Genomic DNA, 25,566 nt, shown 5'->3' with positions numbered 1-25,566 from the left:
ATGAATATTGAATTATCAGTCATAATTGTCAATTATAATGGAGTTAAGTATCTAAAAGATTGCTTAGATTCATTATATCTAAAATTAACTAATATTTCTTTTGAAATAATTATACTAGATAATAATTCAACAGACAATAGTTGTGTCTATATAAAAGAAAATTTTCCAACAGTTAAGTTAGTTGAGTCAAAAATTAATCATGGTTTTGGTAAAGGGAATAATGAAGCTGTCAAGCATGCGAAAGGAAAATATCTACTTCTTTTTAATAACGACACTATTTTATTAGATAATCTTTTACCAGCACTTGAATTTCTTGAAAATGACAGTAAAATTGGTGTTATAGGAATTAATATGCTTAACGGGAAAAAAGAGTATTTGCAAGCAGCAGGAAATTTCCCGAACTTCAAAAATATGTTTCAGTTTCAAAAACTATTAGATTTAGGAATTGAGTTTAAAAAAGGTAAGTTTACAAAAAAATATTATGAAGTCGATTGGTTAGTGGGTTCTTTTTTGATGTTAACTAAAGAAACATATTTATTAATTAAAGGATTTGATGAAGATTATTTTATGTACGTTGAAGATGTAGATTTATGTAAAAAAATTGCAGACGTAGGATTAAAACGCATTTTTCTACCTAATCTAAGTTATATCCATTATGTAGGATTTAATAAAAAGAAAAATCCATTACTAGTAAAAGGGTATAAAATTTATTTAAAAAAACATTTTAAAGGTATTTCAGTATTCTTCATTTCTTTAGCTTTAACTATTAATTCTTTTGTAAAATTTTTAAAATCTAGATTTTAAATAATTTATTCTGTATTTTTGGTCTTTAACAAAAATATAAATGAAGATTAATAAAGCAAGTTTTTACAATTCACTTCTAATTGTGATGTTATTATCACAAATTTATATACCTTCATTTAAGTTTAATGTGTTTTTTCAGTTGCTTGTTTTAAGTTTTTTCCTGTTTTATGAAAAACCTAAAATAAAAACTTCATTTTTAAAATCCTTATTTCCTCTTTTTCTTATTTTTTTTATTGGATTTGTTGGCATGATAATTTTCAAAAGACCAATAGGTTATGCCTTAAAAGATATTTTTCATTTTATTAAACCTCTTCAAGGGATTTTAATTGGTTACTTTTTCTATCAAATAGTTGATAATAAAAAAGTTTTTTTTCAAGCCCTAATAAAAGCGGCATCAATATCTGCTATCATACATATATTTATTGTTCTTTTTTTTACAAATCTTAGCTCGGGTTCAATACATGAAATTAGAGAATTTACTAGAGATAATTATTTAGAATTATTTGCTCTTTTTTTTGTGTTATATTATAAGTTTTTCTTTAAAGAAGAATTGTTTAATAGTATCATAAATAAGAAAATTATTGTTACTATTTTGTCAATTTCATGTGTATTATATTTTTCAAGAACTATGTTAGTTGCTTCATTAATTATTTTACTCTCAATTTATGGATATACAAAACTAACAATGAAATCGGTAAAGTTATTGTCTTTGATGGTAATGGCAATTTTGTTGTTTTACACTTATCTTTATTCTGTAACAATTGATAGGGAGGCAAGAGGTTTGGAAGGTTTTTTATATAAGGTTAAAATTGCTCCATCTGAACTTTTTGAAACGAAAATAGATAGAGAAAATCATAAAGATTTATGGGATCATTGGAGAGGATATGAAGCAAAGCGAGCTTTTGCGTTAATGAATGAAAAACCAATTAGTTATTTAACTGGAACTGGATATGGCTCTGTAGTCAATTTAAAATTTAAAGCACCCCTAGATGGTGGAAAAAAAGGAATGAAATATATTTCAGAATTACATAATGGCTATCCTTATTTATTATATAAATCGGGTATTTTAGCTCTTTTTTCATACTTAGCATTCCTGTTTTTCATGTATAAAAAAATATACATGAAATTTACCTTCGAAACAGTTTTCATCTCAGCGATGGCTCTTTTTTATTTTTTCACAACATTAACAATAACTGGAATTTATAATACAAATGACACTATTATATTTGTTTTAGGCGCTTTATTTTGTGGTTATTTCGAATCAAGAAAAAAAGTTGAATCATGATAAAAAAAGTTTTTCAAAAATTACTATTGCAAACAGGTAAATCATATAAATTGGATTCTGAGATTCCAGACCGATTACTTGTTGAATTCCTATTTGAAAGATTTATAATGATGATAAGAGGCTTATTTTTTATGAGGGGTAAAATTTTTTTAGGAAAAGGGTGTTCTATAAAAAATAAAAGAAATTTTTCATTTGGAAAAAACGTTACTATTGAAAAACACACAACAATCGATTGTTATGCTTCAGAAAAAGTAATAATAGGTTCGGGATCAAGAATAGGGGCTTATTCTTTGGTTACTTGTACAAGTCATCTTTCGAAGTATGGTAAAGGATTAAAGATAGGAGAAAATTCTGCTATTGGTCGTTTTTCGGAATTTGGTGCGGCCGGTGGTATTGAAATTGGTGACAATGTAATTATGGGCTCTTACATTAGCTTTCATTCAGAAAACCACAATTATGATGACACCTCACGCTTGATAAGAGAGCAAGGAGTAACTTCAAAAGGAATAATATTAGGAAATAATATTTGGGTAGGTGCTAAAGTCACCTTTTTAGATGGAAGTCAAGTTGGAGATAATTCTGTTGTAGCAGCAGGCACAGTAGTAAAAGGTGTTTTTCCAAATAATGTTATTATTGGTGGTGTTCCTGCTAAAATTTTAAAAGTAATTGAATAATGAAAAATATTCTTTTTATTCATCAGTCAGCTGAATTGTATGGCTCCGATAAAACTTTATTATTGTTGCTAAAAAATTTAAACAAAAATGAGTTTAATCCTGTTGTAATATTACCTTTTGATGGGCCATTAAAAGTAGCTTTAGAAAATGAAAACATAGAAGTTATAATAGCGCCAGTTTTAAAATTATATAGAAAATTATTTACTCCAAAAAATGTTCTAAATTTTTTTAAAGAAATAAAAATAGCATTTAGAATAGTAAATGAATTACATAAAAAACATCAATTTGATTTGATTTATTCAAACACATTGGCTGTTTTATTAGGAATTATGTTTGCATGGAAAAATAACATAAAACATTTATGGCATGTACATGAAATTATAGAAAAACCAAATCTTTTTAAAAAAGCATTTGTTAACTTATTGTCTTTAAAAAGTAATACATTTATTGTGTATAATTCTCAAGCAACGAAAGCTTTTTGGGAAGTAAACCAAAGAATTAAAAATAAAGGAATTGTAATTTGGAACGGAATTGAAATTAGTATGCCTAAAATAGGTTTATCTGAAATATCTGAAATTCGAACAAATTTATTTTCCTCACAAACTAATGAGATTGTAATAGCATTGGTTGGAAGAATTAGCCGCTGGAAAGGTCAAATGATTTTATTAGAAGCTTTTAATAATTTACTTCAAAATAATAAAGATATAAAGCTTATTATTGTTGGAGCCCCCCCACCTAATCAGGAGAATTTTCAATACGATTTAGAAGATAAAATCGCACAATATCAACTTAAAAGCAAAGTAACAATTATTCCATTTCAAAATGAAATTCATAAAATTTGGCAGGCAATTGACATCGCAGTTGTACCATCCACGGAACCAGAACCTTTTGGAATGGTAGCTATAGAAGCAATGATAGCCCACAAGCCAATTGTAGGGTCTAATCATGGAGGCCTAACTGAAATTATAAAAAACAACGAAACTGGGTTTTTGGTCACCCCAAATAGTGTGAATGATTTAGTAACCGCACTTGAAAAGCTAATTCAAGATAAATCGTTAAGAAATGAAATGGGCGAAAAAGGGTATTTAAGAGTAATTGAAGAATTTTCAGTGGAACAATATGTAGATTCTTTTGATAAGTTTTTTAAAAAAGTATAGTAAATAAACTTAAGATTAGCTTTCATAAACTTTCTTTTAAAAATAGTTCTAAAATAGTTACATTTGAAAAAATATTGTTTTTTTAATGAAGATTGCTATATTAGGAACACGAGGAGTGCCCAATCATTATGGAGGGTTTGAACAATTTGCCGAATTTTTTTCTGTTTATTTAGCTGATAAAGGCCACGAAGTTTATTGTTATAATTCGCACAATCACCCTTATCAAGAAAAAACTTTTCACGGTGTACACATATTACACAAGCATGATCCAGAGTATAAATATGGTACTTTTGGCCAGTTTATATATGATTACAACTGTATAATGGATGCTCGTAAAAGAGATTTTGATATTATTTTACAATTAGGATATACAAGTAATTCAATTTGGTTTTTTTTAATGCCTCAAAAAGCTATTAATATCATAAATATGGATGGATTAGAATGGAAGCGTTCAAAATATTCATGGCCAATACAACAATTTTTAAAAGTAGCCGAATGGTTAGCCGCAAAATCAGGTGATTATTTAGTAGCAGATTCTCTAGGTATCCAGTCTTTTCTAAAGAAAACATATAAAAAAGAATCCACTTATATTGCATACGGTGCTCACTTATTTGATTCTCCAAATGAAAATATTCTCCAACAATATCAAGTTGAAAAAGGAAATTATAATATGGTCATGGCTCGTTTTGAGCCAGAAAACAATATAGATATGGTGTTAGAAGGTGTTGCCTTAGATAAGGAAAATCAAACTCCTATTCTAGTTATTGGTAAACATGAAACAAAATATGGTGCATATTTAAAAAACAAGTTCAAAGATTTTTCTAATATTCGCTTCTTAGGTGGAGTTTATAATTTAGAACATCTTAATAACTTAAGATACTTTAGTAATTTATATTTTCATGGACATAGTGTAGGCGGAACTAATCCATCATTGTTAGAAGCCATGGCTTCACAAGCATTTGTTATTGCACATAATAATGATTTTAATAAAGGAGTACTTAAAGAAAACGCATATTATTTTTCAAACCCAAATGAGGTTAAAAAAATCTTAAATACTGTCAAAAAAAGTGATAACTTGCAATTTATAAAAAACAATTATCAGGCAATTGCAAACGATTTTAATTGGGAAAAAATAAATGGCGATTATTTACAACTCTTTGAAAAATGTATGGATCAATCTTCTAAACGAAAGTAAAACAAACATTTCTTTTTTACCGTTAGTTTTACTAATGGTTAGTATTCCATTAAAGCTAGGAATTAATAATGTTTTTTTAGTAATATTTTTTATTTCTGTTTTATTTAATAAAAACAAATCAAAACAAAATTTTTCAATAGTATTTTTAGCGCCAATATTTCTTTTTTTGTGGATGACTCTGTCATATTATTGGTCAATAGATGTAAAAAATACGTTAAAAGCTATTCCAAAAGAAATTGCATTATTTCTGCTACCCATAACATTTTTATTTGTACAATTTACAAATAAACAAAGACAAAAAGCCATTTCTATTTATAGTTATTCAATGGTTATCTTTACAATGTATTATTTCTTACGTGCTATTTTAAGGTATATAATAACTCATGATAGTAATGCCTTTTTTTACCATGGTGAAAACGACAATGATTATGGATTAGTGCCCAAATTACTAAATGCAATTCATGTTTCGGTTTTTGTTTCAATTGCTTTTTTCTATTTTTTTACTAAGGAAATTAAAACTAAATTGGATTATTTTATTTTATTTTTCTTATTTGGATTCATTACTCTATTATCTTCAAAAAACATCATTTTAGTTGTCATTTTATTAATTTTTGTTCAGATATTTTTTTATTCAAAAATTGCAAACAAAATGAGATTAAGAAATTTAGTTGTTTTATTATCGCTATTAGTATTAGTGTTTTCGTTTGGGAAAATTAAAGAGAGGTTTTATCTTGAATTTCAATCAAATTCAGAAAAAAGTATTTCTCATAATGTTGTTTCAGGATTACCAGAAGGAGTTCACAACGTTAGTATTTATGAAGCTTGGAATAATGAAAAATTTTCCCAAAATGATTTTTTCCCTGGAACAGCATTTCGTGTTTATCAAGCGAGATTGTTTTTTGAATTTCTTCAAGAAGAATCAATATTTTGGAATGGATTTGGGCTAAATGCCTCTTTCATAAAACTTGAGGAAAAAGGAAAACATTATAATGTTTTTTTAGGAAGTGAAACAGCAGAAGGGTATCAAAAGAAAAACTTTCATAATCAATATATTCAAAATTTTGCTGAACTTGGAATAATTGGATTTACCTTATTGATAATTATTTTATTGATAAATTTAAAAAACGCATTAAAAAGGAAAGATTTTGTTCATATTGTTTTTGCAGTTCTAATGATAAGCTTATTTTTGACAGAATCATTTTTATGGCGACAAAGAGGAGTTGTGTTTTTTGCGGCTTTTTATTGTTTGTTTAATTTTATGAATAAAACCCCAGAAAAGAAAAATTAAAATGAAAAGAATATTAATAACAGGTGCGGCAGGTTTTCTTGGTTCGCATCTTTGCGATAGATTTATTAAAGAAGGTTATTTTGTAATAGGTATGGATAACCTCATTACTGGAGATTTAAAAAATATTGAGCATCTTTTTAAACTTCAAAATTTTGAATTTTACCACCATGATATCACTAAGTTTGTTCATGTTCCTGGAAAATTAGATTATATACTGCATTTTGCATCACCAGCAAGCCCAATAGATTATTTAAAAATACCTATTCAAACCTTAAAAGTAGGTTCGTTAGGAACTCATAATTTATTAGGTTTAGCTCGAGTGAAAAAAGCTAGAATTTTGATTGCTTCAACTTCTGAAGTTTATGGAGATCCGTTGGTTCATCCTCAAACAGAAGAATATTATGGAAATGTAAACACAATAGGCCCACGTGGTGTATATGATGAAGCAAAGCGTTTTCAAGAATCAATCACGATGGCATACCATACTTTCCATGGGGTAGAAACCAGAATTGTGCGTATTTTTAATACATACGGGCCAAGAATGCGTTTAAACGACGGTCGTGTAATACCAGCTTTTATTGGACAGGCACTTCGTGGTGAAGATTTAACTATTTTTGGGGACGGAAGTCAAACACGCTCGTTTTGTTATGTAGATGATCAAGTAGAAGGCATTTTCAGATTGTTACATTCTGATTACCATTTACCCGTTAATATTGGTAACCCAGATGAAATTACGATTAAAGATTTTGCAGAAGAAATTATTAAGTTAACCGGAACTAATCAAAAAGTAGTATATTACCCACTTCCTGTTAATGATCCAATGCAAAGACAACCAGATACCACTAAAGCAAAAGAGATTTTGGGATGGGAAGCAAAAGTTTCTAGATCTGAAGGCATGAAAATCACATATGATTATTTTAAGACGCTTTCATCAGAAGAACTTTTAAAAGAAGAACACAAAGACTTTTCAAAGTATATATATTAGTTTATGCAAAAAGGTAGATATTCCAAATATATTAGGCCTATTGTTATTTTTGTAGATTTATTAGTCATAAACCTATTGGTATTGGTATGTCTTAGATCTGCAATGAGCAATTTTGGTTATCATTTAATTTTGTCTACTTTTTGGTTGATTATTGCTTATTATATTGGTTTTTATGAAGTTTACAGAACAACAAAAGAAATAACAATTTTTTCAAAATTACTCAAGCAATTTTTATTTATTTGGTTAATTACATTTGCATATATTGGTTTTAAATATAAATTTGTTACTACAAATGAGATTTTTACCTATATTTTGGTTTCTTTTATTGTTGTAAGTTTTTTTAAATATTTAGTTTTCTATTTATTAAAAAAATATCGAGTTCATTATAAAGGAAATATTAGAAGTGTAATAATTATAGGTTCTAAACAAAACACCTTAGAATTAAGCAATTATTTTACTAAAAACCCTTATCTTGGGTATGTAATTGTAAAACATTTTGATGTAAGGAATGACAAGAATATTAGTATATCAAATATTTTCGAGTATATTTCTGACAATAGAATAGAAGAGGTTTACGCTGCACTTGATGATTTGTCTAAAAATGAAACGGAAAAACTAATTGAATTTACGGACAATAGTATTATTACTTTGAGATTAATACCAGATAATAAAAGTAAATTATACAGAAATTTAGCTGTTGAGTATTATGGAATTATACCAATAATCGTTCTTAGAAAAATACCTCTAGAAATAGATATTAATAATAGGATAAAAAGAACTTTTGACATCATATTTTCATTATTAGTAATAATTTTTATTCTTTCATGGTTAACACTCATTCTTGGGTTATTAATTAAAATTGAATCAAGAGGACCAATCTTTTTCAAACAAAATAGACCTGGATTTAAAGAACAAGATTTTTTGTGTTATAAATTTAGATCTATGATGATTAATAAAACAACCGAAAAAGAAGCAACAAGAAATGATCCAAGGGTTACAAAAATCGGAAAGTTTATTAGAAAAACAAGTATTGATGAATTGCCTCAATTTTTTAATGTCTTGTTGGGAGATATGTCTGTCGTGGGTCCAAGACCACACTTGTGGGCCCAAAACAAAGCATATGGTACTAAAGTAAAAAAATACATGATACGTCATCATGTAAGTCCTGGAGTAACTGGTTTAGCTCAGGTCAGAGGTTTCAGAGGTGAAATTGAAACTGATGAAGACATGGTTAATAGAATAAAATATGATGTTTTTTATATAGAGAATTGGTCAATATGGATGGATATTAAAATTATCATCCAAACAGTAGTTAATATTTTTAAAGGAGAGGAAAAAGCCTACTAATGAACGCTTTAGTTTCCATAATTACACCATCTTATAATTCAGCAAAATTTATTGCTGAAACGATACAATCAGTGCAAAATCAAACCTATCAAAATTGGGAAATGATTATTGTAGATGATGGTTCTTCTGACGTAACGGAAAATGTGGTTTTATCTATCATCCAAAACGATAATCGTATTCAATTTCATAAATTAAGCCAAAATTCTGGACCAGCAGTAGCCCGAAATACCGGTATTGAAAAAGCGTCAGGAGATTACATGACGTTTATTGATGCTGATGATATTTGGTTCCCAACTTTCATCGAAAACAATATTAAAACTATTAACGAAACTGGAATTCCATTCGTGTTTTCGTCTTATAGAAGAGCCAATGAAGAATTAGAATTTGTGTATTCCGATTTTATTGTACCACATAAAGTTTCGTATACCGACATTTTAAAATCCAATTCAATTAGTTGTTTGACCGCTTTTTTAGATATTAAAAAGTTGGGTAAAAAATATATGCCACTCATTCGAAAACGTCAAGATATGGGGTTGTGGTTGAATTATTTGAAAGTGATTCCATTCGCTCACGGAATCCAAGAAACACAAGCTATTTATAGAATCAGAGAAAATTCACTTTCCAGAAAAAAATCGGATTTAATTAAATACCAATGGCAATTTTATAGAGAAGTTGAAAAGCTCAATGTTTTTCAATCGGCTTACTATATGTTGCATTGGATGTATCGCGGTTTTATGAAGTATAGAAATTAGTTTTCGACTTCGCTCAAACTGACAAATGAATCATAAATTTGATTGAAATTGCTTCAATTTCCCTCTTTTTGTTCTTTCCAAAACTTCTTTTCGGTTATAGGTAAAATGCAAGCCAGGTTCTAAATATTTAGCAATTGCTTTTTCAATTTCTTGAATTTGTTCCGAAGTCAATTCCACCGAGCTTACATAATCAATATCAAAACTATCCAATTTGGTTTGGCGTACGATGAATTCTTTTACGTTTCCATCGTCTTCAATTATACTTTTGGTTACGTAGTAAAACGTTAATCCTGGTGATTTTTTCCCACTTGGTAAAAGTGCCACATCGCTGGTTCTTCCAATTAATTTTTTCAGAATGGGTTTTTTCAACGTGCTTTTTTCATCTAAAATCCCAACATCGCCAATTTCATATCGAATAAATGGATGCGCTTTGTTGAATAACGAAGTAATAACTACCTTCCCTTCCTTTCCGTACGGAACGGGATGATTATTTTTATCTAAAATTTCTACAAATAAAGTTTCCGAATTCACTTGCCATTCGTCTTTCGGATTCTGAAAAGCAATTAAATCCAATTCCGAAGCACCATATTCATTCACAACCGGAATTCCTAAATGTTTTTCCAGCAGAATTTTATCTTCTTCAAACAACATTTCCGATGTCACCATACAAACTTTCAAGGTGGGACAAACATCGGTTAAAATGATATTTCGAGCTTGTAAATACTTTCCAAAAAGTACAATCGAACTCGTGTAACCATTAATGTAATCAAATTTTTTGGTTTTAAAATGTTCTAAAACGCCATCTAAAACTTTGTCCGATAAATCAAAAATTGGGAAACGATATCTTTTGCTTAAAAAGTCTTTCAAACGTTCTTTTCGATATCCAATAAAATCTAAAGGAATCCCATAAAATCGCGCTTGATATGATGAATTAAAATCAACGCCATACCAACCAAAACGATGAATAATCGAAGCCCATGTTATCGCATGCGCTTCTTTATCCTTAGCAAAAACAAACGGATCACCACTTGAACCCGAAGTTTTATTTACAAAAACAATTTTCTCTGAATAATCTTTGGAAAGTCGGTCTTTTAAAGGTTTTTGCAAATCTTTTTTGGTCAAAACTGGTAATTCGTTCCAATTTTCAAAGCTATCTTTTCCAACTAAATGCTGATAAAAAGCATTGTTTTTCAAATGAAATTCCACAATTTCTCGTTTTTTAGTTTCGAGATAATCTGGATAATCTGCTTCTGAAATTTGTAGAATTTTCTCAAAATCAGACTGAGCTTTCGCAATAGGAAAACCGCTTATTTTTAAAGAAAGATGAAACAAGTTGAACATTCGTTGGAATTTATCCAAAAGTAATAAATCTGAAAATAATCTTTCTTCTTTTTTCTTTTTTCTTTTTTCTTTCTTCTTAAGAAATAGTACTTTTGCCAAACAACATAACAACACACAAAATGACTATTTTACTACTTGGTTCTGGCGGTCGCGAACACGCATTGGCATGGAAAATGCTTCAATCTTCAAAATGCACTTCTCTTTTTGTTGCACCTGGAAATGCAGGAACAGCAACCATCGCAAAAAATGTAGATTTAAATCCGAATGATTTTGATGCCGTTAAAGCTTTTGTTTTACAAGAAAAAGTAGCAATGGTTGTGGTTGGACCAGAAGATCCATTGGTTTTAGGAATTTATGATTTCTTCAAAAATGACACTCAAATCAATCAAATTCCAGTAATTGGACCATCAAAAGTTGGGGCACAATTAGAAGGAAGTAAAGAGTTTGCAAAAGAATTTTTAGTAAAACACAATATTCCAACCGCTCGTTACGAAAGTTTCACCAAAGAAACAGTTGAAAAAGGCTGTTTGTTTTTAGAAACTTTAGATGCGCCTTATGTTTTAAAAGCAGATGGATTAGCTGCTGGAAAAGGCGTTTTAATCTTATCGGATTTAGAAGAAGCTAAAACGGAGTTACGAAATATGTTGGTGGGAGCTAAATTTGGACAAGCAAGTTCAAAAGTAGTAATCGAAGAATTCTTAGACGGAATCGAATTAAGTTGCTTCGTTTTAACTGACGGAAAATCATATAAAGTATTACCAACCGCAAAAGATTACAAACGAATCGGAGAAGGCGATACAGGATTAAATACAGGTGGAATGGGAGCAGTATCTCCGGTTCCATTTGCGGATGCTGTTTTATTAGAAAAAATTGAAACTCGAATTGTAAAACCAACAATAGCTGGTTTACAAAAAGACGGAATCGAATATAAAGGATTTGTTTTCATTGGATTAATCAACGTGAAAGGCGAACCAATGGTTATCGAATACAACGTTCGTATGGGAGATCCAGAAACGGAAGTAGTGATGCCAAGACTAAAAAGTGATTTAGTTGAAATTTTTGAAGCGATTGGAAGTCAGGAATTAGAAAAAATTACTTTAGAAATCGATGAAAGAGCAGCTACTACAATTATGGTTGTTTCAGGAGGCTATCCAGAGGATTATGAAAAAGGAAAAGAGATTTTCGGATTGGAAAATATCACGGATTCTATTCCATTTCATGCGGGAACAAAATTAGAAAACGGAAAAGTTGTGACTAATGGAGGACGCGTAATTGCTGTAACTTCGTATGGTAATGACTTTCAAGAAGCCATAAAAAAATCTTATCAAAGTATAGCTAAGCTACAATTTGATAAGATGTATTTTAGAACAGATATTGGTAAGGATTTATAATCCTTGCTAATATCTTATAAGATTATTTTAAAAATGAGTGTGCAGTTGTATCTTGCTCATCTTCATTGTTTGCTTTGAAGATGTTCAATTGCTTAATCCAATAAGTCATAGCTGCACAACAAATAATAATAAAAATCCAGTTTAAGATATTTGCAGTCCACCAATTAGTTAATTCTAATTCTCTTAATGCGTCCATTGGTAAGAATAAAAAATCTACGAAAAGTGATTGTATTCCTTCAAAAAATGATTTCATTTTGATAAAGTATTATATTTACACCACAAAAATATAAAATATTCGCATGTTAGCAAGCGTTTTTAGTAAAACAAGACCATTTAATTATTTAGTAATAGGAATTCTGTCGCTTTTTTTCTTTTCTATAAAGATAATTGCGTTGGCTAAACCTACTGCAGACTGGGTTTACTATGCCGAGCAGTTTGGTTTATATGTCTTGCTTTTCGCTTCTTTATTCATTCTAAATTTCATTACACTTAAAAACGGATTGACTAAAGGTAACAATTATGCGTTGTTTTTATTCTTTGTTTTTTTATTGTTCTTTTCTTCCATTTTCCAAAATAAGAACATTATTATTTCTAATTTTCTATTGCTTTTAGCCTTGAGAAGGTTAATTTCATTAAAATCTTTACTTCAAACAAAAGAGAAAGTTTTTGACGCTTCGTTTTGGATTTTCTTAGCTGCCTTATTTCACTTTTGGAGTATTTTTTATATCATTTTAGTTTTCATTGCCGTTATACTTCACGTTTCTAAAGATTATCGAAATTGGATAATACCTTTTATTGCGTTGTTTGCGGTAACTATTTTATTTTTCCTTGCCAATAGTATTCTCGACAATACTTTGTTGAGTACTTTGTTAGATAAAACATATATCAGTTTTGATTTTTATTACTTTGAAAATATTTACCAACGAATAGCTTTAGCGACTTTTACATCATTAAGTTTATTTGCATTTGTTTTGCATGTTTTTGATGTGCCAAACAAAGCCTTGAACATGCAATCGTCACACAAAACGATTTTGTTTTCTTTTATTCTAGGTGTCGGAATCTACGTACTTTCGGCTAATAAAAATAACGGAAGTTTAGCGTTCTGCTTTGGACCTTTAGCTATTATTGGCGCAAATTTTATCGAGAAAATTGAAAATAATTTAGTGAAAGAAATTGTGGTTTATGCTTTGTTAGGATTGGGAATTTTCTTCTTTATAATGCAATTATAATTTAATTCCGTAAGCCAAATCTCCAGCATCACCTAAACCTGGAACAATGTAATTGTGCTCATTCAATTTTTCATCTAAAGCCGCTACCCATAAATGACAATTCGAAGGTACATTCTCTTCTAAATACTGAATACCTTCTGGAGTTGCAATCACTACAGCAATATGAATTTCTTTAGGTTGGTGTTCCAAATGTAATTTGTGAAGCACAGCTACTAATGATTGTCCAGTAGCTAACATCGGATCAATTAATATCAAATTTTTTCCTTCAAATGACGGAGCTGCTTGATATTCTACTAAAATTTCAAACTTATCATCATTGTCATAATGATGACGATAAGCCGAAACAAATCCGTTTTCTGCATTATCAAAAAAGCTCATAAAACCTTGATGTAAAGCTAAACCAGCACGTAAAATCGAACATAAAACTACAGGTTCGGCAATGGTTGTGGTGTGTTTAATACCAAGTGGAGTTTGTACATCAATTTCGTTGTAATCAAGTGTTTTGCTTAATTCGTATGCCATTATTTCTCCAATACGCTCAATATTTTTTCTAAAACGCATGCTGTCTTTTTGGATATTTACATCACGAATTTGCGCCAAGAAATGATTAAGAATACTGTTTTGTTCAGAGATATAATGAATGTGCATTGGATTTATTTTTTATTTTCAGGATAAAAGTACAAAAAATCGCTATTTTTGTATCAATTTTAAAGCTATAATTATGTTTGCTGAATTTGCATTTCCCATTTTTGAACAAAGTATCAAAACATATCACATTATTGACGATGTTTATCAACCAGTTGTAAATCCTTTTGAAAAAGGAACTATTGAATATTTGTTATTTGCAAAAAATTGGGTAGATACGGTTCAATGGCATTATGAAGATATCGTTCGTGATCCAAATATTGACCCTGTAGCAGCTTTAGATTTAAAACGTAAAATTGATGCTTCTAACCAAGTTCGTACAGATATGGTGGAATACATCGATAGCTATTTCTTAGATAAATATAAAGATGTTCAAGTAAAACCAAATGCAAAAATCAATACGGAAAGTCCAGCTTGGGCAATTGACCGTTTATCGATTTTAGCATTGAAAATTTACCACATGAACGAAGAGGCAACTCGTGCTGAAGCTACGGCGGAACACAGAGCTAAATGTCAAGAAAAATTAAATGTTTTGTTAGACCAAAAAAACGATATGTTTACTTCAATCAGTCAATTAATTGAAGATATTGAAGCGGGCGACAAATACATGAAAGTGTACAAACAAATGAAAATGTACAACGATGAGGAGTTAAATCCGGTGTTGTATCAAAATAAAAAATAGTCATCATTTGATGTCTAAACCAAAACACATATTGGTAATAAGGCTCTCAGCCATGGGTGATGTTGCTATGACAGTTCCTGTGTTGAGAGCCTTAGTTTTGCAATATCCAGAAGTAAAAATTACGGTAGTTTCGCGTCCTTTTTTTCAACCTTTTTTTGACGGCATTCCGAATGTGAATTTCTTTGGTGTGGATTTGAATAAACGTCATAAAGGATTTATCGGTTTACTTCGTTTATTTTCCGATTTACGAAAATTAAACATTGATACAGTTGCCGATTTACATAATGTACTTCGTTCTAAAGTAGTGCGAACCTTATTCGCTTTAAGCGGAAAAAAAGTCGCCGCAACAGATAAAGGAAGAGCTGAAAAGAAAGCATTAACGAGTTTAACCAACAAAGTTTTTGCTCCAGTTAAACCAATGGTTGAAAGACATGTAGATACGTTCAAGCAACTTGGATTTGCTATTGATTTAACGAATGCTCAATTCCCAGAAAAAGCAATTTTATCAGAAGAAATTCTTTCAATCACAGGAACAAAAAATCAAAATTGGATAGGAATTGCGCCTTTTGCACAATATGAAAGTAAAGTCTATCCGTTGGATTTAATGCAAGAAGTAATTAATGGTTTATCTGAAAATAAAAACCAAAAAATCTTCTTATTTGGCGGAGGCGAGAAAGAAATTCAGTTGCTAAATCAATTGCTAAACCAACATGAAAATGTAATTGTTTTAGCTGGAAAACTAAAATTCAAACAAGAGTTAGAAGTGATTTCCAATTTAGACATCATGCTTTCTATGGATTCCGGAAATGCTCACATAGCTGCGATGTTAGGTGTAAAAGTGATAACACTTTGGGGCGCAACACATCCTTATGCTGGTTTTAAACCTTTCAATCAACCTGATGATTTTTGTTTGACTTCGGATAGAGAAAAACATCCATTATTACCAACTTCCATTTATGGAAACAAAAAAGTAGAAGGTTATGAAGAGGTAATGCGAACAATTCTGCCTCAAGCAATTATTGAAAAAATAAAAAAAGCCGTAACATTTTAAATTGTTACGACTTTACTAAAAATCAAACTATAAATTATTTTTTCAATTCTTTGATTAATAATTTTAATTCTTCAATTTCTTTTTTTAACTCTTCAATTTCACCTTGTTGTTCTTGTATTGCTTTTACTACAACAGGGATTATTTGATTAAACATTATTCCTGTAGGGTTTTCAATATTCATTTTTACGGGGTCCTGCCCTTCTTTTAAAACAAACCAATCAGATGTTTTTACTGCTTCAGGAATTACTTGTAAAACATTTGAAACATTAAATCCAATATGTTCATCTCTTTCAGCCTCTGTTGACATTCTACTTCCTATATTTACAGCTTCTTCTTTATATAATATAGGTTCTAATTGCATTATTTCTTTCAATCCTTTGGTAAAACTATTTCCTCTTTGAGCAACTCTGTTGTAGGTTGTTCCACTAGATGCAACAAAATTTCTAGCATAAACATCGTCCCAATTTCGTATAGGTCCTGATTGAAAAGGGCTACCTTTTCCTAAGTCAGCTCCAAAATTAGTCATAGGACTAAAACCAGATCCTTCAAAAAATATTTCATTTGTTCCATCTACTATATATTCAATTGATCCAATAGCTATAGCTGTACCTCCTGAACTTCCATTATGAAAACCTGCAACAAAATCTTTTGTATAACTAGAATTTCCCGTGTCACTAAATGTTGTACCATCATCACCATCAATAAAAGCACCACTTCCAAAATTGATATAATTACCATCAAAACTCGTATCCATCATTACACGATCAGATCCTTGTATTATCATCTCACCAGGAAATGCCGCCGATGTGCTACTGCTAAATATTAAATTATTAGTATCTAGGTTTAACGTTGTGTTCTGAGTAAGTGTACCACCAAGTTTTACAGTTGAACCTGTTAATGTTAAACCATTAGTGTAAGTATTTGATCCGCTACCAGAAGGTAAAGTTACAGAGTTCCCGTTTGAGATAGAAAGTAAGTTTCCAACTAAACTTAATGTTTGACTATCTGTTCCACTTCCACCTCCAGTAGGTGTAGCCCAATAACCATTTCCGTTTGCATCAGATGTTAACACTTTACCTGCAGCTTGTGTTCCATCTTCTAATCTAAAAGCATATGAACCAGGAATTGGAGCAGTAGGTATTGATAATAAAATGTTATCTATAGCTGCAGGAAATTGATTGTGAGTAGAGCTATCATTGCGCCATTCAAATATAATGCGCATTGTACTTCCTGCAAAAGCGCTAATGTTTAATGCTGCATTTGAATAGGTTGTCCAAGTGTTTTGTTGATTAAAATTAGCACCAACTTGAATTCTTCCAGCTCCAGCAGTAATTTGTGTTCCAGATACTGGTGTAAAAGAATTTGGTACTAACCAAACTCTGAAGTAATCATAATCAGTTCCCGACAATCTTTCACCGTTACATCTCCAATCAAATGAAAAGGTTGAAGTTGTTGTTCCTGTAGGTATTGCGACATCTCTGTAAGCAAAAGTAACATTGGATTGAGTTCCATAAGCATTTGTTGTTCCACTATCGTTTGAAATGTAAATGGCATTTGCAGGATTTCCAGCGGCACTACCAAACCTCCAATTATTGTGCGATGCTGTCGCACTATTAACAAACGTAAAATCGTTTGTTGTAAAGTTTTGGTTTAAAAGAGATGTAGTTCCTCCAATAGGTAAAGTTGTATTTCCAAAAACATGTAAAGTGGCTGTTGGATTAGTTGTATTGATACCAACTTGAGAATAACTTAGTAGAGTAGTAAATAATAAGCAAGCAAATAATAAAATCTTTTTCATAATATTAGATTTAGGTTACCTTAATATGCCGCAAATGTATTTTCATAATAATATACGAACTAAAAAAGGATGTCCAAGATTACGGAAAACGCACAAATTTCAGTATATTTGGAAGATATTTTCTATAGATTATGAATTTTGTAGTAGGCTTATCAATTACATCATTTTTATCATTTTTGATAACATTTTACTTTTTTTTAGTTAAAAAAGTACAATCTATGGTGTTTGCATTTTATCTAATTTGGTTTTTGGTTTTTATAAGTTTTTATATTTCGACTACGCCATCGTTAAGCTTAAATGAATCATTAATTAGTACTTTTGCTTTATTGTTTTTTGTATGGCTTATATTATTACCACCTTTATTATTTGGTGTAATACTTCAAATTAAAAAGAAAAGTCGATTACCATTTACTCATTTTTATCTTCCTGTTGCCGTTTTTATAATAAACATTTTTTCTATTGTATTTTTTAGTTTAAATCCTAAAAAAGATTCTTCATTTACCTATGAAGTAGTGGAAAATGTAATGACTTATGTAAACTATATCGTAATTCTGTTTTTGTTTCCAATTGTAACGGTTTATTACAGTTATTTGAGTTATAAATTATTGTTTCAATTAAACGAATTAAAAGGTTTGAAAAACGCTTTTCAATCTAATTTATTTCTATTTACTTTATTTTATAATTTATTTATTTTTTTATGGTTTTTAAATTATCTTTTTGATTCTTACACTATTAAATTTTTAATAAAAACCTACTTTTATGTTTACTTCCCCATTAGCATGTTTGTTCTTCAAAAAAACAGATTTAATGCAATAGAAGAAGTAAATCTATATGAGAAAATAAATGCTCTTTTTTTAGAAAAATTACAAGAAGAAAAGTTGTTTTTAGATAATTCACTCACTATTAGAAAAGCAGCAAAAATGATTGGAACAAATGAAAAATATCTTTCCAATGCGATTAATAAAATTCAAAATGAATCTTTTTCATCAATAGTAAATAAGTTCAGAGTGGAATTTGCCCAAAGACTATTGTTAAATGTAGAATATGAAAACTATACGATAGAAAGTATTGGAAATATTTCAGGGTTTAATTCTAAATCAAATTTTAATAGTGTTTTTAAAAAAGCTACAGGTTTAACACCTTCAGAGTTTAAAAATAAGAAAGGAGCTTAATTAGCTCCTTTCTTATTTTTAATTAAACATCATCAAAATCAATTTTAATAGTGGCGGTTGTCGGATGAGCTTGACAAGCCAATGTTAATCCTTCTGCGATTTCAGCATCGGTTAAAATTTGGTTCTTTTTTAAGACCGCTTCACCTTCTGTAATTCTACAAATACAACTGCTGCAAATTCCACCTTGACAAGAATATGGAACATCTAAACCTTGTTTCAAAGCCGCTTCTAATAAGGTTTGTTTTTGACTCATTTCGAAAGTCGTTTCTTCATCGTCAACTAAAATAGAAATTTTGGTATGACCTTCTGACCCTTCTATCGCAGGTGTTTCTCCAAATGAAGTTGTTGAAAACAATTCAAATTTTATATCTGAATCCGAAATATTATTTTCTTTCAATGTGTCTGAAACCAAATTGATCATCTCTTCTGGTCCGCATAAATAGAATTTTGAGAATTCCATTTCGGCATGTTTGTTTTTCAAGATGAAATTTACTGTTGATTTATCAATTCTACCAAACAAAGCATTGTCAGCAGTAGATTGACTGTACACATATTGTACAAACAAACGACCTACATATTGCAATTGCAAATCGTGTAATTGGTTGTGGAAAATGGTGTCTTTTTCGGATTTATTTCCATAAACCAGTACAAAAGTACTGTTTGGTTCCTCTTCTAAAACCGATTTTAAGATTGAAAATACAGGTGTTATTCCGCTTCCTGCTACAAAAGCTGCGTAATTTTTTTGACGTTCTGCTTTTGGTTCGAAAGTAAATTTTCCTTCTGGAGTTCCTACTTCAATTACGTTTCCAACGGCTAATTTTTCGTTGGCAAACTTAGAAAAGAATCCAGTTTTTATTGCTTTTACGGCAATTCTTAATTCGCCACTTTTTGGAGAAGAACAAATAGAATACGCTCTTCTAATTTCTTGTCCGTCAAGCGTAACTTTTAAGTTTACGTATTGTCCAGCAACAAATTGATAATACGATTTTAATTCGTCTGGAACATTAAAAAGAATCGAAACGGCATCGGCAGTTTCTTTGATGATTTCTTTAATGCTTAATTTATAAAATGATGACATGTGATTTATTTTTTACAAAAATAAAAAAAAGAACCCGAAGGTTCTCAATTTATTCCATAAACAACGCTTTTAATTCCGTTGCCTCGCTTGGTTTCATTTTTCCAGCTAAGACTAAGCTTAGTTGTTTTCTTCTTAAAGCGGCTTCGTAACGTTGTTTTTCTAATTCGGTTTCTGGTTCAATTGGTGGAACTGGAATTGGTCTTCCTGTTTCATCAACCGCGACGAAAGTATAGATAGCTTCGTTCGCTTTATTTTTAATTCCTGATTCTCTATCTTCAATCCAAACATCAATATAAATTTCCATAGAAGTATTGAAAGTTCTCGATACTTTAGATTCAACGGTTACTACACTTCCTAAAGGAATAGCTCTATTAAAAGCCACGTGGTTCACAGATGCCGTTACACAAATTCTACGCGAATGTCTTCTTGCGGTAATACTTGCAGCTCTGTCCATACGAGCTAGCAATTCACCACCAAATAAGTTGTTCAATGGATTCGTTTCACCTGGTAAAACTAAGTCGGTTAAAGTAGTTACCGATTCTGAAGGAAATTTTGGTTGCATTGTTTTTTTTGCAAAGATAATGAGGAATTTGAAAATAAAATGCATAAAAAAATCCCAAAACAGGGATTTTAATAATTATTATGCAAAGTGTTAAAAAATTATTCTATCATTAACCACGCTTCTGCATTATGTGTTTTTTGTATGTTTTTTCTATCGGTTTGCGCTTCTTCTAATGTTTTAAAACTTGCATAAACTACATAATATAATTTAAGTTTGTTCATTGGAAGCATCTTTGCGTTTTCAAAACCTGCTGCGTTTAATTCAGCAATTGCTACGTCCGCGTTTTCTACGCTTCTGTATGCGCCAGCTACTAAATGATAAGGCCTTTTTTCTTCAACTGGTGCAGCAACACTTAATTCAACTGCTTCAACTGGTGCATTAATTAGAAAAGTCGCTTGTTGAATTTGTTGTTGTACTTTCTCTTGAACGTTTTTCTGAACTGCTAAAGTTTGGGTTTCAATTTGTTGATTGTTGTAAGTCATGTAACCAAAACCACCAGCACCCAACATCGTTACAAAAACAGCTGCATATTTTAAATACGAGTAATCTTTCTTTCTTTCAGGAGTAAAAATAATTGGTGCTTTTTCTTCTAAAGCTTCTACTTCTTGTTTTAAAACTTCTCTTGTAATTTCTGGAGAAACAAAGCTGCTCAAACCAAACGAATCCGTTAAATAATTTACGGTGTTTGCTGGTTCAAAAACCCAATTCATTTCATTGTTAACCGAAATTTCGCCAATGTTTTTCAACACTACGCGATTGCGGTTTTGCAACAAATACGTCCATTCGTTCACCACATCACCAATTTTGATAACGGCTAATTCGTAGGACATTTTTTCTTGTAATGCCACATGATTTGCCAATAACCCATCATTATTTTTTACATTCGCATTAAACGAAACCACTTTTTTAGGTGGAAAAAACGAACTTGCGCTTCCAGTAACGTGAGCGGACACAGTTTCGGTTAAAAAAGCACCAAAACCAGGAACAGTAACGCACTGATAACGATATAATAAGTCAGATATGTGTTTTTCTATAAGCATAACAACAAAGTTAGATAATCAATAGCAATATCAAAATTTTATCAACAAAAATTATTAACAATTGCGATTTTTACTGTAAATAATTGGAAGCGAATGGCTTGGGTTTTCTTGGTTTCCATGTTCCTGCTTTACGTTGCAATCTTTTATTTGGTGCCTTCGAGAACCTCAGGCAACAAATAAAAAAGGATTTTCACTACAAATGCGAAGCATTCACTGAACACCAAATAAAAATATACGCTGCGTGAAGTAATCAGGGCTAATTAGGTTTCTATTTTCTTTTTTGGATTATTGCTAAAAAGAACTATTTTTGTTCTTCAATTATACGCCAAATAAATTTTATACACGCCATGACACAGTCAGAATTGTACCACACGCTTGCGCTCATGCAAGTGGAAGGAGTAGGAGATGTAATCGCCAAAAAACTCATCCAACATTGCGGAAATGCTACAGAAGTCTTCGCTTCAAAAAAATCCCAACTTCAAAAAATTGACGGCATTGGTTCGGTTGTAATTAAAAATTTGCAAGACAAATCGGTATTTGCAAAAGCGGAAGGTGAACTCCAATTCATTGCGCAAGAAAATATTTCCACCACTTATTTTCAAGATGAAAATTATCCCGAACGATTAAAACATTGCTACGACAGCCCTGTACTTTTATTTCAAGCGGGAAATATCGATTTACAGAATAGAAGAATTATCAGTATTGTCGGAACACGTCAAATTACGACGTATGGCATGGAATTTACTAAGAAATTGATTGAAGAAATTTCACCATTAAATCCAATAATTGTTAGTGGTTTTGCTTACGGCGTAGATATTTATGCACATCAAATAGCAATGGATTGTGGTTTGCAAACTATCGGCGTTTTGGCTCACGGATTGAATCAAATTTATCCGAAAGCGCACAAAAAACACATGGCTAAAATGGAACAAAACGGTGGATTTTTAACCGAATTTTGGAGCATCAGTAATCCCGATAAAGAAAATTTCATCAAACGAAATCGCATTGTTGCTGGCATTAGCGAAGCAACCATTGTAATTGAAAGTGCTGAAAGAGGTGGTTCGTTAGTCACCGCTAATTTAGCCAACGATTACAATCGAGACGTTTTCGCAGTTCCAGGAAGAACAACTGATAAATATAGTCAAGGTTGCAATAATTTGATTAAAACACAACGCGCTAATTTACTTACTTCGGCAGCAGATTTGGTTTATATTTTGAATTGGGAATTGCAACGCGAATCTCAAAAAGTAGTACAAAAACAATTGTTCGTTACCTTAACCGATGAAGAACAAATCATTTATGATTACCTTCAAAAAACTGGAAAAGAAATGATGGACATCATCGCTTTAGAATGTGATTTTCCTATTTACAGAATTTCTTCCATTTTGTTGAACATGGAATTAAAAGGAGTGATTAGACCTTTGCCTGGAAAAATGTTTGAAGTGGTTTGATTTTTTTTGGCTTATTTTTTGATTGAAATTACTAAATTTAGAACATGAAAAAAACACTCAGTATCTTAACGATAGTTTTGTTTTTATTCTCTTGCACCGAGAAAGAAAAAACCTATGAAGAATTAGAAGCGGAGGTTTTGTGCGATGTGTTGCCGGAAATTGCAAAGTATGAATTAAATCAAAATCAAAATATGTTTCTACCTCCACCTTTAGAAACAGATAGTTTGAAATTTTCTAAAGAAGAGATTCAACAATTGAATAAGAAACGTGATGAGGATTGGATTACTTTTAAATCAAAACTCAAACAAAACATTGAAATTGCAATCAAAAAAATTGATGAATTTAAAAAATATAAGTACGCAGTTATTGACACTTTACTTTCAGTAAATAAGCCATTTAATGAAGATTTTAAATATGAATATGATTCATTACCTGAGCGTAAATTAAGTAAAAATGAATTTGAAAAATCAAAACTTGATGTTACTTTAGTTTCTTACAAATACACTTTTGAAGGTGGTGTAAGAGATAATGAACATCTTCCACTTTCTGGGTTGAGTAGAGTTTTAATACACAAAAATGGAAAAGCTTATTTCCAATGTAATAAAATGTATTATCACTATAACGTATTTTGTAATTTCTCACAAAAGGAGAATAAATGGAAAATTGAAAAAATCATTAAAGAATAAAAAACCTCAAAATTTAGACTTCTAAACTTTGAGGTTTTTATATATTGAAATTTGAATTTTATTAATATCCCAACTTCTCTCTAACTCTTTTCAAAACACCATTCGCTACAGCACTTGCTTTTGCAGCGCCTTCAAGTAATAATTTATCTACTTCTTCTAAGTTGTTTATGTAGTAATTGTATTTTTCTCTTTCGGTTTTGAATTTCTCAACGATTAATTCAAATAAAGCTTGTTTCGCGTGACCGTAGCCGTAATTTCCGCCCAAATAATTGGCTTTCATTACTTCTGTTTGTTCTGTTGTTGCTAATAATTTGTACAAAGCAAAACAATTACAAGTGTCTGGGTTTTTTGGATCTTCTAATGCAGTACTATCGGTTTGAATCCCCATAATTTGTTTGCGAAGCGCTTTGTCATCCACAAAAATATTAATGAAATTGTTTCTCGATTTACTCATTTTTTGTCCGTCGGTACCTGGAATTAACATGGTATCTTCAGAAGTTTTTCCTTCTGGCAACACAAAGGTTTCGCCCATTTGATGATTAAATCTTGAGGCTACATCTCTTGTTATTTCAATGTGTTGCATTTGGTCTTTTCCAACGGGTACAATATTGGCATCATACAATAAAATATCGGCTGCCATTAGCATTGGATAGGTAAATAATCCGGCATTTACATCTTCTAATCTATCTGCTTTATCTTTGAAAGAATGTGCTAAGGTTAAACGCTGGAATGGAAAAAAACAACTCAAATACCAAGAAAGCTCAGTAGTTTGAGGCACATCCGATTGGCGATAAAAAACAATTTTGTTTGTATCTAAACCACAAGCTAGCCAAGCTGCAGCCGTACTATAGGTGTTTTGTCTTAATTCTGCTCCATTTTTGATTTGCGTAATCGAATGCAAATCGGCAATAAAAAGAAAAGACTCGTTATCAGGATTGTTTGCCATTTGAATAGCAGGAATAATTGCTCCTAATAAATTTCCTAAGTGTGGTGTTCCTGTACTTTGAACTCCGGTTAAGATTTTTGCCATTGTTTTTGTTTTAACGCTAAGCGTTGCTAAGTTGTTATTTAGAAATGCAAATGTAAAGTAAAAACAGAAAAGTAAAAAGAGATAGGTTTTATATAAATGATTACTTTTGGAAATCAAATAAACTTGCTAAATGAAATTTTTAAAATATCCGCTTACATTATTATATCGAATTTGGTTTTACATCTTGGTTTTAGTTCCAATCATTGTACTGTTTCCTTTTATTTTGGCTACGATCTTAAGCGAGAAAACCTATCCGTTATTTTTTAAAATTGCGAGGTTATGGTCTAAGATTATTTTAATTGGAATGGGTTTTAATTATTCTATTGAAGGCGATGAAGTTTTTGAAGATGGAAAAAGTTATATGTTAGTAGCTAATCATACTTCAATGACCGATATTATGTTGATGTTGATTGCGGTTAAAAATCACCCGTTTGTTTTTGTGGGAAAGAAAGAATTGGCTAAGATTCCAATTTTTGGATTTATTTATAAACGCGTTTGTATTTTGGTTGATAGAGCAAACAGTAAAAGTCGTTATCAAGTTTTTGAGCGTGCTCAAAAAAGAATTCATCAAGGTTTGAGTATTTGTATTTTTCCAGAAGGTGGCGTTCCAGAGGAGCACATTGTGTTAGATGAATTTAAAGATGGTGCTTTCAGAATTGCCATTGAGCATGGATTGCCAATTGTTCCAATGGTATTTTTTGATAATAAAAAACGTTTTTCTTATACTTTCTTCAGTGGAACTCCAGGAAAAATGCGCGCTAAAATTTATCCGATAATTGAAACTAAAGGGAAAACGTTAGAAGATAGAAACGCATTGAAACAACAAGTAAGAGATATCATTTTACAACCGTTGCTTGAGGATTTAAAATAAAAAAGTCCAAACGCATTTGGACTTTCTCAGTTTCATTTTAACTAGAAACGAA

At 30.7% G+C, this 25,566-nt stretch carries 25 protein-coding genes; 17 read left to right on the top strand and 8 right to left on the bottom strand.

The window, feature by feature from the left end:
• The 9 genes from OJ995_RS01525 to OJ995_RS01485 all read left to right on the top strand — a co-directional run bounded on the left by OJ995_RS01525 (position 1) and on the right by OJ995_RS01485 (position 9,487).
• On the top strand, positions 1-804 hold the full coding sequence (locus OJ995_RS01525; protein ID WP_264367822.1) for a glycosyltransferase family 2 protein: 804 nt from the start codon (positions 1-3) through the stop codon (positions 802-804).
• Positions 805-1,051: 247 nt separating this feature from the next.
• Complete coding sequence (locus OJ995_RS01520; RefSeq protein WP_264367821.1) at positions 1,052-2,089, top strand: O-antigen ligase family protein; 1,038 nt, start codon at positions 1,052-1,054, stop codon at positions 2,087-2,089.
• Entirely contained in the window at positions 2,086-2,763 is a 678-nt protein-coding gene (locus tag OJ995_RS01515) for an acyltransferase (protein ID WP_264367820.1), read from the top strand. Before OJ995_RS01520 ends, OJ995_RS01515 begins: the two co-directional genes overlap by 4 nt.
• Positions 2,763-3,920 carry a glycosyltransferase family 4 protein gene (locus OJ995_RS01510; RefSeq protein ID WP_264367819.1) on the top strand — a complete coding sequence of 386 codons (1,158 nt, stop codon included), beginning with the start codon at positions 2,763-2,765 and terminating at the stop codon, positions 3,918-3,920. Before OJ995_RS01515 ends, OJ995_RS01510 begins: the two co-directional genes overlap by 1 nt.
• A gap of 85 nt (positions 3,921-4,005) precedes the next feature.
• The gene (locus OJ995_RS01505; RefSeq protein WP_264367818.1) at positions 4,006-5,115 is read left to right on the top strand and encodes a DUF1972 domain-containing protein; all 1,110 of its coding nucleotides are present in this window, start codon (positions 4,006-4,008) and stop codon (positions 5,113-5,115) included.
• Positions 5,057-6,403, top strand: coding sequence for an O-antigen ligase family protein (locus OJ995_RS01500; protein WP_349292866.1), 1,347 nt, complete (start codon positions 5,057-5,059; stop codon positions 6,401-6,403). The genes OJ995_RS01505 and OJ995_RS01500 overlap by 59 nt, the downstream gene beginning before the upstream one ends.
• 1 nt (position 6,404) lies before the next feature.
• Entirely contained in the window at positions 6,405-7,388 is a 984-nt protein-coding gene (locus OJ995_RS01495; RefSeq protein WP_264367817.1) for a UDP-glucuronic acid decarboxylase family protein, read from the top strand.
• 3 nt (positions 7,389-7,391) lie between these two features.
• The gene (locus OJ995_RS01490) at positions 7,392-8,735 is read left to right on the top strand and encodes an undecaprenyl-phosphate glucose phosphotransferase (RefSeq protein WP_264367816.1); all 1,344 of its coding nucleotides are present in this window, start codon (positions 7,392-7,394) and stop codon (positions 8,733-8,735) included.
• Positions 8,735-9,487 carry a glycosyltransferase family 2 protein gene (locus tag OJ995_RS01485; protein WP_264367815.1) on the top strand — a complete coding sequence of 251 codons (753 nt, stop codon included), beginning with the start codon at positions 8,735-8,737 and terminating at the stop codon, positions 9,485-9,487. The genes OJ995_RS01490 and OJ995_RS01485 overlap by 1 nt, the downstream gene beginning before the upstream one ends.
• A gap of 30 nt (positions 9,488-9,517) precedes the next feature.
• Here the strand turns inward: OJ995_RS01485 and OJ995_RS01480 are convergent, their stop codons facing one another.
• A complete protein-coding gene (locus OJ995_RS01480) occupies positions 9,518-10,828 on the bottom strand; it encodes a phenylacetate--CoA ligase family protein (RefSeq protein ID WP_264368014.1) in 1,311 nt (436 codons plus the stop codon).
• A gap of 119 nt (positions 10,829-10,947) precedes the next feature.
• Here OJ995_RS01480 and purD point away from each other — a divergent pair, with 119 nt between their 5' ends.
• Positions 10,948-12,219, top strand: a complete 1,272-nt coding sequence (gene purD / locus OJ995_RS01475; protein ID WP_264367814.1) for a phosphoribosylamine--glycine ligase — start codon at positions 10,948-10,950, stop codon at positions 12,217-12,219.
• Positions 12,220-12,241: 22 nt separating this feature from the next.
• Here purD and OJ995_RS01470 read toward each other — a convergent pair whose 3' ends face one another.
• Complete coding sequence (locus tag OJ995_RS01470; protein WP_264367813.1) at positions 12,242-12,472, bottom strand: DUF6341 family protein; 231 nt, start codon at positions 12,470-12,472, stop codon at positions 12,242-12,244.
• Positions 12,473-12,518: 46 nt separating this feature from the next.
• Between OJ995_RS01470 and OJ995_RS01465 the strand changes: the two genes are divergently transcribed.
• Positions 12,519-13,448: a DUF6427 family protein gene (locus OJ995_RS01465; protein WP_264367812.1), complete on the top strand. Its 930-nt coding sequence runs from the start codon at positions 12,519-12,521 to the stop codon at positions 13,446-13,448.
• On the opposite strand, the gene upp is transcribed toward OJ995_RS01465, so the two are convergent.
• Positions 13,443-14,096: a uracil phosphoribosyltransferase gene (upp, locus tag OJ995_RS01460; protein ID WP_264367811.1), complete on the bottom strand. Its 654-nt coding sequence runs from the start codon at positions 14,094-14,096 to the stop codon at positions 13,443-13,445. The genes OJ995_RS01465 and upp overlap by 6 nt on opposite strands.
• A gap of 73 nt (positions 14,097-14,169) precedes the next feature.
• Between upp and OJ995_RS01455 the strand changes: the two genes are divergently transcribed.
• Together OJ995_RS01455 and OJ995_RS01450 are read left to right on the top strand one after the other, a co-directional pair.
• Complete coding sequence (locus OJ995_RS01455; protein WP_111566475.1) at positions 14,170-14,775, top strand: DUF4254 domain-containing protein; 606 nt, start codon at positions 14,170-14,172, stop codon at positions 14,773-14,775.
• 10 nt (positions 14,776-14,785) lie between these two features.
• Positions 14,786-15,826: a glycosyltransferase family 9 protein gene (locus OJ995_RS01450; RefSeq protein WP_264367810.1), complete on the top strand. Its 1,041-nt coding sequence runs from the start codon at positions 14,786-14,788 to the stop codon at positions 15,824-15,826.
• Positions 15,827-15,860: 34 nt separating this feature from the next.
• Here the strand turns inward: OJ995_RS01450 and OJ995_RS01445 are convergent, their stop codons facing one another.
• Complete coding sequence (locus OJ995_RS01445) at positions 15,861-17,624, bottom strand: hypothetical protein (protein ID WP_264367809.1); 1,764 nt, start codon at positions 17,622-17,624, stop codon at positions 15,861-15,863.
• A 218-nt stretch (positions 17,625-17,842) separates the two neighbouring features.
• Here OJ995_RS01445 and OJ995_RS01440 point away from each other — a divergent pair, with 218 nt between their 5' ends.
• The gene (locus OJ995_RS01440; protein ID WP_264367808.1) at positions 17,843-18,796 is read left to right on the top strand and encodes a helix-turn-helix domain-containing protein; all 954 of its coding nucleotides are present in this window, start codon (positions 17,843-17,845) and stop codon (positions 18,794-18,796) included.
• Between the two features lie 22 nt (positions 18,797-18,818).
• On the opposite strand, the gene OJ995_RS01435 is transcribed toward OJ995_RS01440, so the two are convergent.
• The 3 genes from OJ995_RS01435 to OJ995_RS01425 all read right to left on the bottom strand — a co-directional run bounded on the left by OJ995_RS01435 (position 18,819) and on the right by OJ995_RS01425 (position 21,476).
• The gene (locus OJ995_RS01435; protein WP_264367807.1) at positions 18,819-19,874 is read right to left on the bottom strand and encodes a ferredoxin--NADP reductase; all 1,056 of its coding nucleotides are present in this window, start codon (positions 19,872-19,874) and stop codon (positions 18,819-18,821) included.
• 49 nt (positions 19,875-19,923) lie between these two features.
• Complete coding sequence (locus OJ995_RS01430) at positions 19,924-20,436, bottom strand: acyl-CoA thioesterase (protein WP_133609003.1); 513 nt, start codon at positions 20,434-20,436, stop codon at positions 19,924-19,926.
• 98 nt (positions 20,437-20,534) lie between these two features.
• Positions 20,535-21,476: an HU domain-containing protein gene (locus OJ995_RS01425; protein WP_264367806.1), complete on the bottom strand. Its 942-nt coding sequence runs from the start codon at positions 21,474-21,476 to the stop codon at positions 20,535-20,537.
• Positions 21,477-21,823: 347 nt separating this feature from the next.
• Here OJ995_RS01425 and dprA point away from each other — a divergent pair, with 347 nt between their 5' ends.
• Both dprA and OJ995_RS01415 read left to right on the top strand, forming a co-directional pair.
• The gene (dprA, locus tag OJ995_RS01420) at positions 21,824-22,927 is read left to right on the top strand and encodes a DNA-processing protein DprA (protein ID WP_264367805.1); all 1,104 of its coding nucleotides are present in this window, start codon (positions 21,824-21,826) and stop codon (positions 22,925-22,927) included.
• A gap of 44 nt (positions 22,928-22,971) precedes the next feature.
• Positions 22,972-23,613 (top strand): hypothetical protein, encoded by a 642-nt coding sequence (locus tag OJ995_RS01415; protein ID WP_264367804.1) that lies wholly within the window; start codon positions 22,972-22,974, stop codon positions 23,611-23,613.
• A 61-nt stretch (positions 23,614-23,674) separates the two neighbouring features.
• Here the strand turns inward: OJ995_RS01415 and trpS are convergent, their stop codons facing one another.
• Positions 23,675-24,643: a tryptophan--tRNA ligase gene (gene trpS / locus OJ995_RS01410; RefSeq protein WP_264367803.1), complete on the bottom strand. Its 969-nt coding sequence runs from the start codon at positions 24,641-24,643 to the stop codon at positions 23,675-23,677.
• 130 nt (positions 24,644-24,773) lie between these two features.
• Between trpS and OJ995_RS01405 the strand changes: the two genes are divergently transcribed.
• Positions 24,774-25,514, top strand: a complete 741-nt coding sequence (locus OJ995_RS01405) for a lysophospholipid acyltransferase family protein (RefSeq protein WP_133608993.1) — start codon at positions 24,774-24,776, stop codon at positions 25,512-25,514.
• Positions 25,515-25,566: the final 52 nt, after the last annotated feature.

Origin of the sequence: Flavobacterium lacisediminis (assembly GCF_025909975.1) — a bacterium.
Classification (GTDB): domain Bacteria; phylum Bacteroidota; class Bacteroidia; order Flavobacteriales; family Flavobacteriaceae; genus Flavobacterium; species Flavobacterium lacisediminis.
Note: the sequence above shows the minus strand (reverse complement) of the source record. Positions and strands in the feature narration are given on the sequence as shown.